This window comes from Pontixanthobacter sp., from assembly GCF_049682855.1.
Classification (GTDB): Bacteria; Pseudomonadota; Alphaproteobacteria; order Sphingomonadales; family Sphingomonadaceae; genus Pontixanthobacter.
This window is the reverse complement of the sequence record NZ_JBAUIK010000004.1, coordinates 59,282-73,406: the sequence shown is the minus strand read 5'-3', so window position 1 is coordinate 73,406 and position 14,125 is coordinate 59,282. Positions and strand designations below refer to the sequence as shown.

General features: G+C 57.5%; 9 protein-coding genes. 6 read left to right on the top strand and 3 right to left on the bottom strand.

Translation table 11 applies throughout. The features are described 5' to 3' along the window. Positions 1 to 61 precede the first annotated feature (61 nt). A complete protein-coding gene (locus WA922_RS02440) occupies positions 62 to 421 on the top strand; it encodes a PfkB family carbohydrate kinase (protein WP_424770089.1) in 360 nt (119 codons plus the stop codon). 75 nt (positions 422 to 496) lie between these two features. On the opposite strand, the gene WA922_RS02435 is transcribed toward WA922_RS02440, so the two are convergent. Continuing rightward, the gene (locus WA922_RS02435; RefSeq protein ID WP_424770088.1) at positions 497 to 1,246 is read right to left on the bottom strand and encodes a TSUP family transporter; all 750 of its coding nucleotides are present in this window, start codon (positions 1,244 to 1,246) and stop codon (positions 497 to 499) included. Between the two features lie 14 nt (positions 1,247 to 1,260). Beyond that, positions 1,261 to 3,294, bottom strand: coding sequence for a threonine--tRNA ligase (gene thrS / locus WA922_RS02430; RefSeq protein ID WP_424770087.1), 2,034 nt, complete (start codon positions 3,292 to 3,294; stop codon positions 1,261 to 1,263). Between the two features lie 171 nt (positions 3,295 to 3,465). Between thrS and WA922_RS02425 the strand changes: the two genes are divergently transcribed. Beyond that, the gene (locus WA922_RS02425) at positions 3,466 to 5,130 is read left to right on the top strand and encodes a cation:proton antiporter (RefSeq protein ID WP_424770086.1); all 1,665 of its coding nucleotides are present in this window, start codon (positions 3,466 to 3,468) and stop codon (positions 5,128 to 5,130) included. Next, positions 5,127 to 7,088, top strand: coding sequence for a beta-galactosidase (locus WA922_RS02420; RefSeq protein ID WP_424770085.1), 1,962 nt, complete (start codon positions 5,127 to 5,129; stop codon positions 7,086 to 7,088). Before WA922_RS02425 ends, WA922_RS02420 begins: the two co-directional genes overlap by 4 nt. A gap of 25 nt (positions 7,089 to 7,113) precedes the next feature. On the opposite strand, the gene WA922_RS02415 is transcribed toward WA922_RS02420, so the two are convergent. Then, the gene (locus tag WA922_RS02415; RefSeq protein WP_424770084.1) at positions 7,114 to 7,773 is read right to left on the bottom strand and encodes a queuosine precursor transporter; all 660 of its coding nucleotides are present in this window, start codon (positions 7,771 to 7,773) and stop codon (positions 7,114 to 7,116) included. A gap of 156 nt (positions 7,774 to 7,929) precedes the next feature. Between WA922_RS02415 and WA922_RS02410 the strand changes: the two genes are divergently transcribed. The 3 genes from WA922_RS02410 (at position 7,930) to WA922_RS02400 (ending at position 14,011) form a co-directional block, all read left to right on the top strand. Further along, the gene (locus WA922_RS02410) at positions 7,930 to 9,276 is read left to right on the top strand and encodes a NupC/NupG family nucleoside CNT transporter (RefSeq protein ID WP_424770083.1); all 1,347 of its coding nucleotides are present in this window, start codon (positions 7,930 to 7,932) and stop codon (positions 9,274 to 9,276) included. A 25-nt stretch (positions 9,277 to 9,301) separates the two neighbouring features. Further along, positions 9,302 to 10,219 (top strand): isopenicillin N synthase family dioxygenase, encoded by a 918-nt coding sequence (locus WA922_RS02405; protein ID WP_424770082.1) that lies wholly within the window; start codon positions 9,302 to 9,304, stop codon positions 10,217 to 10,219. Positions 10,220 to 10,477: 258 nt separating this feature from the next. Beyond that, on the top strand, positions 10,478 to 14,011 hold the full coding sequence (locus WA922_RS02400) for a carboxypeptidase regulatory-like domain-containing protein (RefSeq protein ID WP_424770081.1): 3,534 nt from the start codon (positions 10,478 to 10,480) through the stop codon (positions 14,009 to 14,011). Positions 14,012 to 14,125: the final 114 nt, after the last annotated feature.

The window sequence follows — 14,125 nt, the reverse complement described above, 5'->3', positions numbered from 1 at the left end:
TGGCATCACGGTCGATGTCGATGTGGAATCGGGCGAGCTTGATACAAGGAAATATGAAGCATTGTCGGAAAAGGTGCTGGACATCTATCCGAACATGAATGCCATCGCGATTACTTTACGCGAAAGTTTCAGCGCGGACCGCAATGGCTGGTCGGCCTGTGTTCGTGACCGCGATCAGGGTTTCAAACTCTCCCGCCGCTATGACATGATCGACATTGTTGACCGCGTCGGCGGCGGAGACAGTTTCGCATCAGCCTTTATCTATGGCTACAACGCCTATGAGGACCGCCAGCAAAGCCTCGAATTTGCTGTTGCAGCAAGCTGCCTCAAACACTCCATCATGGGCGATTTTAACCGTGTGTCGGTTGATGAGGTGGAGAAACTGATGGGCGGCGACGGGTCGGGCCGCGTCCAACGCTAATCAGGGGTGTTGCAGCGGCGCTGCGCGAAAGCCGCCCCGCCTCAAATACCCAAACCCCTCAAACCTTCAGAACCGCTAAGCGGTGAGCAGGCGGATAAGCGAGGCAGCCGCGGTTATCGCCAGCACAGCCATCACCCATATCCGCCAAGCGGTGTCGCTCACTGTGCCAAATGCCAGCGCACCCAGATAATTGCCGGCCAGCACGGCGGGAAACAGCAGAACGCCCAGCCAGACCATGCTCAGATCCAAAATGCCGATGGCTGCGCCGGAACCAAGGCCCGATGCTGCGGCGATGGTGAAGATCAGCAGCATCGATGGTTTGGCGACCTCTTTGGGGATCGCTCTGCCCAGATAATAGGGCACTACGGGCGGGCCCGGCATTCCGGCAAAGCCGGTCAATAGCCCGCTGGTTAACCCGACACAGCCGGTTTGAACCGCGCCGGGCTGCTCGGCAGAGCGCCGCGGCAGGAACATCGCGAAAAATGCCGATAAAGCGATCAGGGCGATCAGCAGCCGAGCAAGCGGTGCAGACGTGATGCTGAGCAGATATAGTCCCGGCGCTGTAGCCAGCACCACCAGCAGGCTGACCACCCATGCAGATTTCTCTGCCCCGCGAATGATTGTCCTGATCTCTGCCAGGCCGATCATTGCACCCAGTACATTCGTCACCAGCACCGCTTCCACAGGTGACAGTGCCAGCGCCAATATCGGGACCAGCAGGATCGCCATCCCAAACCCTGCAAGCCCGCGGATAAACGCTGCCCCCAGTGCAGCTGCGATCGCCGCCGCTATCTGCATCAGCGAAAAATCGGTCAGCAATTCCATGCAGGTTTAATCGCTCAATGGGCCACAGGATCAGGCCGTAAATCAGGTGCTGTGGCTTCGCGTGTCAGCATCGCGATGGCATCGTCCAGCGGCATTACCCGCTGATCCTTCTCGCCCAGAGTGCGGATAGCGACGGTGCCTTCTTCCTGTTCGCGTTTGCCGACGACCAATAAATGCGGGACTTTCTTGAGCGAATGTTCGCGCACTTTGTAGTTGATTTTCTCGTTCCGCAAATCCGCTTCGCTGCGAATGCCCGCGGCGTCCAGCTTGGCCAGAACGTCGCTCGCATAGCCATCAATATCCGACACAATCGGGGCGACAACGGCCTGAACCGGGGCGAGCCAGACTGGCAGTTTGCCAGCGTAATTCTCGATCAGGATACCGATAAACCGCTCATATGATCCGAAAATCACGCGGTGCAGCATGACGGGACGATGCTTGCCGCCATCCTCGCCAATATATGTTGCATCAAGGCGTTCAGGCAATACGCGGTCAGACTGGATGGTGCCCACCTGCCATGTCCGGCCAATCGCATCGGTCAGATGCCATTCGAGCTTGGGCGCATAGAATGCCCCTTCGCCCGGCAATTCCTCCCACCCAAACTCTTCGGTCGCCATACCTGCGTCAGCCACGGCATCGCGCAATTCCTGTTCGGCCTTGTCCCAATCCGCATCTGATCCAAAGCGTTGCTCCGGTCGGGTAGCCAGCTTGATCGCGAATTTTTCGAAGCCGAGGTCTTTATAGACGCGTGTTGCCAACTGGCAGAAATTGCGTGTTTCTTCCACCACTTGGTCCTCGGTGCAGAAGATATGCGCATCGTCTTGCGTGAACTGGCGCACGCGCATCAACCCATGCAGAGCGCCATGCGGTTCGTTGCGGTGGCAGCAACCCATTTCACCCAGCCGGATTGGCAAGTCGCGATAGGATGTGATGCCCTGCTTGAACACTTGAACATGTGCCGGGCAGTTCATCGGCTTCAGCGCCATCCACGCGGCATCACCGCTGATGACGGGGCCTTCATCAGCGACATTGGGAACCTCGTCCGGAATGACGAACATATTCTCGCGATATTTTCCCCAATGGCCAGACTTCTCCCATTGGCGGGCATCCATCACTTGCGGAGTCTTGATTTCCTGATAGCCGGCGCCGTCCATTGCGCGGCGCATATAGCTCTCGAGCTCGCGCCAGATCTTGTACCCTTTGGGGTGCCAGAATACGCTGCCATGCGCTTCTTCCTGCAAATGGAACAAATCCATCTCGCGCCCCAATTTACGGTGGTCGCGCTTGGCGGCTTCTTCCAGCCGCATCAGATGTTCATTAAGCTGCTTTTTGTTGAGCCAGCCAGTGCCATAGATACGTGTCAGCTGCGCGTTCGCCTGGTCGCCGCGCCAATAGGCACCGGCTACGCGCATCAGCTTGAATGCGGATGGATCAAGCTTGCCCGTGCTGGGCAGATGCGGCCCGCGGCACATGTCCATCCATGCGGTCGGATCATTGGCATCCCCGGACCAATAGACTGTCAATTCCTCGCCTTCAGGGAGTTCGGCGGCCCATTCGGCCTTGAATGTCTCGCCATCGGCCTTCCACCTGTCGATCAAATCCTGCCGGTTCCAGGTTTCACGGCGAAGCGGTTTGTCAGCCTTTATAATCTCGCGCATCTTGTCTTCGATTTGGGGCAGATCATCCATGCCAAACGGATCGCGGCCGGATGGCGCCATGACGTCATAATAGAAGCCATCCTCTGTAGAGGGACCAAAGGTTATCTGGGTACCCGGCCAGATGGCTTGCACAGCTTCTGCCAGAACATGCGCAAAATCGTGACGCGCCAATTCCAGCGCATCCTCTTCATCGCGGCTGGTAATCAGCGCCAGTTCCGCATTGCCATCAAACGGGCGACCCAGATCGCGCAATTCACCATCAACCCGCGCCGCCAATGCCGCCTTGGCCAGGCCCGGGCCAATGGCTGCTGCCACATCGGCAGGGGTGGACCCGGCAGGCATTTCGCGCTGCGAACCATCGGGAAGCTTGATCGTGTACATATCACTCATGACATTCGTCTCATTCTGTTTAGATGCGCCATGACAGATGTCGGCCCGTATCGAAAGAGCAGTGCGCGCGAAGTTGGTAATTTTGATCAGTAATGCCAACTGTCACCGCGATTACTTGCCAAGAAAATTGCAATTGCGCCCGATTATGCCAATCAGTCTGACGGAGGATTTATGGATCATGGAACGGCGGCGGATGCGCATTCGGTTGTGAGTGTAATCCAGCCAGCGATCATCCTGCTGGGGCTGGGTATTCTGGCGGCATTGGGGGCGAAGATGTGCCGCCTGAACCCGATTGTCGGCTACATTGCCGTGGGGCTTGCGCTGGCTTTTGCCGGTCAGAGCGCGATGTTTGATGGCCCGGTTGTTGCAGCGTTGGCGGAGGCGGGGATCATGTTCCTGCTGTTCAATCTGGGATTACATTTCTCGATCTCCAGGATCCGCGAGGAAGCCGCGAATATTTTCGGTTTCGGCACGCTGCAAATGATCATCGCCGGCGGCGGATTTACCGGACTGGGTCTGCTGGCCGGCCTGCCGCCAATGGCGGCCGTTCTCGGCGGTTGTGCACTGGGGCTGTCATCCACTGCGGTCGTTATCGGGGTTATTCGCACCCGCGAACAGGAAGATTGCCCAGTTGGGCGAGCGGCGCAATCCATCCTGATATTTCAGGATATTGCCGCGATTATGCTGCTGGTGGTCGCGGGCAGCCTGGGTACCGGAGAGGCGCTGGGCGGTTCGCTCGCCATCGCGGCACTGAAAGCCGCCGCCTCCTTGGCCGTGGCAGTGCTGTTTGCGCGTTATCTGACAGAGCCGCTGTTCCGCATCATCACCCGCATCGACAGCAGCGAAGTTCTGACCGCGTCGGCGCTGTTTCTTGCTCTGGCGGCAGGCTGGCTTACCGGCATGATCGGTTTGTCACTGACATTGGGCGCATTTCTGGGCGGGGTGGCTTTGGCGGATTCGCGTTACCGCCTGCTGGTCCAGACCGAGATCGAGGCATTCCGCGGCTTGTTTCTGGGTTTCTTTTTCATGACAGTCGGCTTGTCGCTCGATCCTGATGTGGTGGCCGGGCAGTGGCACTGGATTTTGGCGGCGGCACTTTCTCTGGTGGCGCTGAAATGTACCTTCAACATCCTTGCGGGTCTTACCAACAGATGGTCGGTACCCGGATCGGTGCAGCTCGGATTTTTGCTGGGGCAGGGTTCCGAATTTGCTTTGGTGCTGTTTTCGCTGCCCGCAGTATCGGCGCTGTACGGTAGCGATGCGTTGGCGATTGCCGTGTCGGCCATTGCAGTCAGCCTGGCACTGACACCGCCCATTTCCAATTTGGGGCGGACCATCGCGGGCAAGCTGCGCCAAGGGCCGGCTGACAGCAAGCTGTCAGGTGATGATGCTCCGATCCTCATTCTCAATCTGGCCGAAACGGGTCGCCGGGTCGCGGATATTCTGGGCGAGAGCGATGTCGCCTATATGGCGATTGAATCGGACCGTGAACGGTTCGAGACGGCATTGGCAGATGGATATCCGGTGCATTTCGTACCGATCGGCGATCCGCGCAGCTGGCAGGTGATTGGCGTGGCCAAACGCCTCGCCGTGGTGGTTACGCAGGGCAATATGGACAAGGTGCGCGAAATATCTCCGTTGATCCGCGACCATGCACCCGGGCTGGTGCGGATTATCGCCGTGGACGGTATGGACCATCCGCCCGAACTGGACGATGATCAGGCGATTATGGTGGATGTGGCGGACACGGACGGCGCCGACCGTCTGGCTGATGAGGTGCTCGGCGTGCTGGGCAAGCAGCGCCGCCTGGAGATATGGGATGCGGAGGCGGCATGACGCGCATAGCACCGCCAAAAATGCGCCTTGGCACATGCTATTATCCGGAACATTGGCCGGAGGATATGTGGGCTGATGATGCGCGGCGGATGGCTGAGGCGGGCCTCACACGTGTACGGATCGGTGAATTTGCCTGGAGCCGTATTGAACCGGCGCCCGGCAATTTCAACTGGGGCTGGCTCGACCGCGCAATCGCGGCTCTGCATGATGCCGGGCTGGGAATTATTCTTGGCACGCCAACCGCGACCCCGCCCAAATGGCTGTGCGACCAAATGCCCGATATGTTTGCGGTTGACGCCGATGGCAGGCCGCGCGGATTTGGATCGCGGCGGCATTACTGCTTCAGCCATGCGGGGTACCGCGCACAGGCGGCGCGGATCACGCGCGCCGTGGCCGAGCGATACGGCAATCATCCTGCGGTTGTGATGTGGCAGACCGACAATGAATATGGCTGCCACGATACTGTGTTGAGCTATTCCGAGGCGGCGCGCGATGCGTTCCGGGTGTGGCTGGCCCACAGATACGGCACTGCTGATGCGCTTAACACCGCATGGGGTAATGCCTTCTGGTCGATGGACTATCGCAGCTTTGACGAAGTGGAATTGCCCCATCTGACGGTAACCGAGGCGAACCCCGCGCATTGGTTCGCTTTTCGCAGGTTTTCTTCCGATCAAGTCCTCAGTTTTGACAAGGCGCAGATCGATATCCTGCGCGAGGCATCGCCCGGCCGCGATGTGATGCACAATGCGATGGGCTTCGTGACCGAGTATGATCATCACGCTTTGGGCGCGCAACTGGATTTGGTCATGTGGGACAGCTACCCGCTCGGCTTTCTCGAAATGTTCCCGTTTGACGAGGCGGACAAGCACGCCTTTGTCCGGCAGGGGCATCCCGACATCGCCGGATTCCATCATGATCTCTATCGCGGCTGCGGGAAGGCCGGACGGTGGGGTGTAATTGAACAGCAACCGGGTCCCGTAAATTGGGCGCGGCATAATCCGGCCCCGCTGCCTGGCATGGTGCGGCTGTGGACGCTGGAGGCGATGGCGCATGGCGCAGAGCTGGTCAGCTATTTCCGCTGGCGGCAGGCCCCGTTTGCGCAGGAACAGATGCATGCCGGATTGCTCAGGCCCGATAGCGCGCCAGCTGCGGGATTTGCAGACGTCAAGTCCGCTGCCGCAGATATTGATACGCTGGGAGATGTCGGCGGATCGGTAAAAGAGGCTGCTCTGGTTTTCAGTTACGATGCCGAATGGGTCACAGCGACGCAGCCTCAGGGCGAAGGATTGTCCGCCCTATGGGCGGCGTTTCATACCTATACGGCCCTGCGCGAGGCCGGTATCAACGTCGATATCGTGCCGCCGACTGCTGATCTGACAGGCTATCGATTGGTCGCCATACCGTGTCTGCCGATTGTGCCGGGTGCGCTGGCCGCTGGGCTACAGAATTTTTCCGGACAGGTCATCATCGGTCCGCGATCAGGAAGCAGGACCGCCGAACTGTCGATCCCCCCAAGCTTGCCGCCCGGACCATTGCAGACGGTTTTTCCTGCCGCAGTGGCCCGCAGCGAAAGTTTGCGGCCGGGCACCATCCATAGGGGCACAGGCTGGACGGCCACGCGCTGGCTGGATCATTTGGAAACCACCGCGGAGGCGGAACTGATCGCGGATGATGGGCAGGTTGTCAGCTGGCGGCACGGCGCCGTCCGCTATTGTGCAGCCTGGCCCGAAGGCGCGCTCATCGCACAGCTGGTTCGCCGCGCGGCGAAGGATGCCGGGCTGCAGGTCACCGCGATGCCCCAAGGTGTTCGGATACGGCGCACGGAACGCTATGTGTTTGCGGTCAATTACGCGAATGCCGAACGGGTCATTACATTGCCGGGCGAGCCGGTGGTTGGATCGCCCACAATCGGGCCTGCGGGGGTAACCGTATTTCCGCGCAGCACCAACCGCAATTAAGCTGGACGCTTAGTAAGCTGGACGCTTAGGCGGACCGGCGATCGAGCCATTTGGCAAGAGTGACAAAACCGGTGATCAGGAATGGCACCAGCACCAGCGAAAGGACGACTTTTGCAAGCATCTGTCCCGCCAGCAAGGACCCGATGGGAAATTCACCGTAAAATGCCAGAGTGATGAAAATCAGCGTGTCAATCGCCTGGCTAAGGGCAGAAGCAATCGCGCCGCGTGCCATCAATCCCGCCGTGGTGGGTTTGCCGTCGGCACCGCGCAGTCTGGAAAATATCCAGACATTCAGAAACAGCGAGACACCGTAAGCAACCGGCCCCGCCATCATGATGCGCGGTGTTTGCGTAGTCACCGTTTCAAACGCGGTAATATTTTCGAGCGGCATCTTGTCCGATGGCGGCAGATATAGGACCAGCACCACCAGTGCCGCTGATGCCGCGAGCGGTACGAAGCCCCACAGCACCAGCCGGTTGGCCATCGCCTGACCATGCAGCTGCGCGGTTGTGCTGGACAGAACCACCAGCATCAGAAATGCAAAGATACCCGCTTCGACCGCCAGCGGACCAAGCGCGACCTGCTTGAACCCCAGCACACCTGCGATAACCGTCATCCCGCCATAGAGCAGACCGATAAAAAACAGCGATGGCATGATCGGGCGGGCGGTTGCAGCAGCAGGCATGCGCAGTGACTATTGCGTAATGGGCAAAAAGGGAAGCAGGCAGTCCGCGTCAAACTGTGGGCAGCCAGTTTGACGCGGGGCCCGCAAAAGGCGAAAGCAGGATGTCAGGGACTCGCTCCTGTACAACTTTGCCCTTGGATTAGGTAGCGACACATCATGCATCCGATATTGACCAGCCTGATTGGCATCGTTGTAATTCTGGCTCTGGCATTTCTGCTTTCGACGGGCAAAAAACGGATCAGGCCAAGAGTGGTCGGCGCGGCTTTTGCGCTACAGGCGATCACGGCGCTGCTAGTTCTGCGGACGCCGTTTGGTGTCAGTGCAATTGAATTTCTGTCTGACGGCGTGATTGCGCTGCTTGATTATTCAAAAGTTGGCATCACGTCCGTGTTCGGGCCGATGGAAGACAATCCGTTTGCCAATACGTTTGTGATCGCGGCGCTGCCGGTGATCGTATTTTTCGCAGCGATTGTTTCGATCCTCTATCATCTCGGCATCATGCAGCGGCTGGTGCGCTGGGTCGGCGGTGCCATTGGCTGGATCACGGGGATCAGCAAGGTCGAGGCTCTGGGCAGCGCGGCCAATATCTTTGTCGGGCAGTCAGAAAGCCCGCTGGTTGTGCGCCCATATTTGGCGGCGCTAACGCCCAGCCGCCTGTTCACACTCATGTGTGTCGGTATGGCCGGTGTCGCGGGTACCATACTGGCGGCCTATGCCAGCTTCATCGGCTCAGAAGCTGTGCCGTTTCTGCTCGCTGCGGCTTTCATGTCCGCACCAGGCGGTATCCTGATGGCGAAGATTATCATGCCCGATGATGACAGCGAGCTGGCCCGCGCGGCGGCCGAGCTTTCAGGCGTCGAGCCCGAAACCATCGCACTGCCAAAATCGCGCATCAGCGCGGAAGGTCCCGGCGCTCTGGTCGAGGGCGGCAGAGCGCCCGAAGTCGAGATCGCCGAGACATTCGAAGAAGGGCATAGCCCCGCCAACATTATAGAAGCGGCAGCACAAGGCACCCAGACCGGGGTCAAACTGGCGGTGGCGGTCGGCGCTATGGTGATGGTATTTGTGGCTTTGGTTGCACTCGCCAATGGTCTGCTGGGCGGTATTGGCGGACTGTTTGGCTATCCTGATATCTCGTTCCAACACTTGCTGGGTTATGTGTTTGCGCCAGTCATGTTCCTGATCGGCATTCCCGACTGGCAGCAGGCACAGGCGGCCGGCGGATTGTTTGGCACCAAGATTGTGCTCAACGAATTTGTCGCTTTTATCGAGCTTGGCGCAATGGATGCAGGTGCATTGACCGCCCGAAGCCGCGCGATTGTAACCTTTGCCCTGTGCGGATTTGCGAATTTCAGTTCAATCGCGATCCAGATGGCGGTCACCGGCGGGCTTGCCCCGAACCAGCGGCCAGTTATTGCACGGCTTGGTTTGCGGGCGCTTGCCGCAGGGTCGCTAGCCAATTTGATGAGCGCGGCACTGGCGGGTCTTTTCCTTCCCTATTGAGCGCAGACTTATTACAGACGGTGTGATGACTGACATTGCTTCTGTATCGATCGCTCTCCCGCTATCCGAGGTGGCGGATGAGCTGGGTGATAGCTTCCGCGAATATGGCTTCGCGATCATCCGGGATCACGGCATTCCGGCCGATTTGATTGCCCGGGCAGAAGACATGTCAAAAGCCTTCTTCGCCCTGCCGGATGCCACCAAGCGCGCATATATTCTACCCAATGGAGGCGGCGCGCGGGGCTATACGCCGTTTGGTACTGAAAAAGCCAAAGATGCAGCTGTGCATGATTTGAAGGAGTTTTGGCATGTCGGGCGCGATCTGCCTGAAGGGCATGCACTGGCGGAATTTATGGCGCCCAATATCTGGCCAGAAGAGGTCGCCGGGTTCCGTGAGACGTTTACATCACTCTATGCCGCGTTTGAGCAGGCTGGCGCGCGAGTTTTGCGCGCCATTGCGCTGCATCTGGATTTGGAAGAAAGGTTTTTTGATTCGGCAGTGGCGGACGGCAATTCGGTCATGCGGCTGCTGAGATATCCACCATTGGAGGGGGCAGAGGCGGAAGGGGCCATTCGTGCAGCGGCGCATGGCGATATCAATACCATCACTTTGCTCCTCGGCGCGCAAGAGGCAGGGCTTGAGCTGTTAAAGGCTGACGGAGAGTGGCTGGCAATCAATCCGCCGGAGGGGGCCTTGGTGGTCAATATCGGTGATATGCTCGACCGGCTGACCAATGGGCGGCTGGTTTCGACAACCCACCGGGTGGTCAATCCGCATGGCGAAGCCGCGCACCGTGCGCGCTATTCAATGCCGTTTTTCCTGCATTTCCGGCCAGATTACATCATCGAAACACTGCCGTCCTGCATCGATGAGAATGCGCCCGAATCGATATCGAGCCATCAATTCCTGTTGCAGCGACTCCGCGAGATAAATCTCGCTTAATCGGGCGCTGCCAGTCAGCACCTGTCTATAAAGTCACTTTCGTTGCTTTTGTTGCAATGCAGCAACACCGAATTTTCGGCAGTTTTCCGCAGTTTCCTGAGCAAGTGAGCCGGGCGCGTGTAACCAGCCCGGGCATTGTAACGCGTTTGTCACAAAACGGTCTTTTGGCCGTCTCGGAACGCTCCTATCGGGCGTGCATCACATCTTAGCCGTTTATCCCGATCACCATATCCGATCGACAATCAGGGACCTTCGTCAATGAAACTCAAATATCTCCTGGCTGCCAGCGTCGTCAGCCTTTCCGCAACGGCCATGATGGCGGCGCCGGCTTCGGCCCAGCAAATTACGTCCGGTATTGAAGGGCAGGTGACTGATGCAGACGGTGCCGGTATTCCCGGCGCGACGGTTGTGGTAACCGACACACGTACTGGCCGTGCCAGCACGCTGACCGCCGATGCGAGCGGTTCGTTCCGCGTCAGCTCGCTCGTTCCGGGCGGACCATACACCATTACTGCAACAGCAGCCGGGTATGAAGGCCAGTCGGTCGAAGGCCAGTTCATCACGGTTTCGGGCAATACGGATTTCAAATTCGAACTCGCTTCGGTGAGTGACGGCAGCGAGAATTTCATTGTTGTCACAGGAGAGCGCGCCAATGTGCAGCAACTCGCCGTCGGCCCAGGTTCTGCATTCAGCACCGAAACGCTGGAAAGCTTCCCCAGCCTGACCCGCGACGTGCGTGATATCATCCGCCTAGACCCGCGTGTCAGCCTCGAGCGCGATAATGAAGTTGACCGGATTTCCTGCCTCGGCGGTAATGACCGGTCCAACACATTTACCGTTGATGGTATCGTGCAGGCCGACGTGTTCGGCCTGAACGGTACGCCATTTGCCGCACGTAACGCCTTGCCGCTGCCGTTTGACGTCGTTCGCGAAACGTCGGTTGAGTTTGCGCCATTTGACGTTGAATATTCCGATTTCACCGGTTGTCTGGTGAACGTTGTCACCAAATCCGGCTCCAACGAGTTCAGCGGAAGCGCATTCTTTACTTTCCGTAGCGATGATATCCGCGGCACATCGCTCGACGGGGTTGATGATATTGTGTCCCCATTTGAAGAGAAACGCTGGGGTGCCACCCTTGGCGGTCCGATTATTCCTGATCGGCTGTTCTTCTATGCAGGTTACGAAGAAACCGACCTCGGCAACGCCAATGAGTTTGGTCCCTTCGGCGGCGGGTTTGCCAATGAAGCAAATTTCGTAACCCAAGCGCAGTTTGATCGCTTCGCGCAAATCGCCAATGACGTGTATGGTCAGGATGTTGGCGGATATCCGGTAACTCTAGCGGAATCGTCCGTTCGCTACTTTGGCCGGTTGGATGCATATATCAGCGACGATCACCGGTTGGAAGCAACCTATCAGCGTCTTGAGGAAACCAACATCGAATCGGATACTGGCAGCCAAGAGCTGACCGGTTTCAACAGCTTTGAAGACGAAGGAACCGTCTCTGACTATTACTCGGTCCGTCTGTATTCCAACTGGAGCGACAGGGTCTCGACTGAATTGCGTTTGAGCCGCGCAGAGGTTTCCGATATTCAAGGCCCGGTCGGTTTCGGCGAAGCGCAATCGGCCAATCCGACTGTCCGTCTGAGTGTTGGCGTCGACAATGCCACCAATGGATTGATTCCCCGTGGTCAAAACGGCATTCTCAGCACTGGCCCAGGGATTTTCCGTTCGGCTAACGCGCTCAACAGCACGGTTGATCAAGCCAAGTTCCAAATGAACATCGATGGCGGTGATCACCAGTTCAAAATCGGTGCCGAAATCAATTCGCTCGATGTATTCAACCTGTTTGCGATTAACGCAACAGGAACACTGTTCTTCCGTAATCTGGACGACTTTGAAAATGGTCTGGTCGCCGCTTCGAGTGACGGTTCCAGCGTATTTGCCAATGCTGATGATCTGGTCGCCGGTCGCAATGGCGGCGGTGTCATCAACGCGACACCAACCGGCAACATCAATGAGGCATCAGCAACATTCAAGCGTCAAATCTATTCGGTATATGCTCAGGATGAATGGCAGGCCACACCGCAGCTTGGCATTACCGCCGGTCTGCGCGTTCAATGGTTCGCTGGTGACGCGCCGCGACCCAATCCGCAATTCCAGAACCGTTATGGTTTCACCAATGCGGTCGGCTTCGGCAAGTTGGATCCGATCCTGCTACCGCGCTTGTCGGCAACTTACGAATTCGACAATAGCGGCTTCCTGAGCAATTCGCGCGTGACAGGCGGCGTCGGTATCTTTTCGGGCGGTGATCCGGTTGTGTATTTCTCCAATGCGTTTTCCAATAATGGTTTTTCGACTGGAGAGGGAACCACATTCAGCGGGCAATGCGCCGGCATTCGGAATGCAAATGGACAGATCAGCGTCGTCGATAATGGGACTTTTATCGGTTTTCCAAATTGTGCCATCGCAGCTGGATCGGCACAGGCAGCCGCAGGGTTGGCTGACACGCAATCCACTGATCCAAACTTTGAGACACCGACAGTGACACGGGCGAATATTGGTTTCGCAACCGAAATTGGCGCGGAAACAGGCTTCTTCAGCGATTGGCGGATGAATGTTGATTACATTTACAGCCGGTTCAATAACACATTGAACTTTGTCGACTTGTCACAGACGCTGGACGTCCGTGAAGCCAATGGTGGTTTCACTGTTGATGGCCGTCCAATCTATGCGGCGATTGATCCAACTGCGGCAGGTTGCAATGCCGTGTTACAGGGCACCGGCGGCACCCCGCCCGTGTATACCGGCGTCACTGCGGCCTGCTTCAACACACGCCGTGACGATGAAATACAATTAACCAACGGCCCGGCTTATGAAAGCCATGTTGCATCGTTCTTGCTGTCAAAGAATTTTGATCGCGGTATCTTTACAGATGGCGGCGGCGTGTCCTTACGGTTTGGTTATTCCTTCACGGACTCAAACAATAACCGCAATGTCGGTTCGTCCACTGCTACATCGAGCTATGATGTCTCAGCGGCGTTTGACCGCCAGAATCCGGCTGTTTCGACCTCCAATTTTGAAACGCGTCACAACTTCACAGCAGCGGTTAGTTTGCGGGAGGAGTTCTTCGGCGATTATGCAACGACTCTGGGCGTATTCTTCCGCGCTCGTGAGGGCCGCCCATACAGCCTGACTTTCGATGGTGGCGGCGTATTCAATGACAGTTCTTCGGGTAGCGATAACGCTCTTGTCTATGTGCCAACGGGGGTCAGCGATACAAACCTGACCGACTTTGGCGGCCAAGGTTTCTCGGCGACACAGCTGGCTGCTTTGCAGGCGGCGCAGAATTCTGCAGTCCAGTCATTGACCGACTATGTAAATAATTCTGGTTGTAAATTCACTGCCGGGACTTCCATCGCCCGCAACACCTGTCGTAACCCCTGGTCATATGATGTCGATTTGCGTTTCAGTCAGGAATTGCCGTTCATTGGCAGCTTGACCGGGATCAAAAATGACCGGTTGGAGCTGTTCGCCGATATGGATAACTTCCTCAACTTTATCGATGACAGTGCCAACATCGTGCGGGCGCGCGGCGATTTTGTCGATCTGGTTGATACCGGCATCAATATTGATGATCCTGACAGTGCGGATCCAGACGATCGCCTGCGGGTAGGCGGCGTTGACGCCCAGGGCCGCTACGTCATTTCGGGATTCAACCCGGATGACACGCAATTCATCAGCACAACATCGTCGATCTGGCGCCTTCAAGTCGGTATTCGTTACGAATTCTGATGTCTGACAGGCAATGCTGAACAGAAGCGGCGGCTCTCCAGCGGGGGCCGCCGTTTTCTTTTGAATGCAGGCTTGGCTAAGCGCGGGCGAGGCGATATCGCGCGCAAATTGACT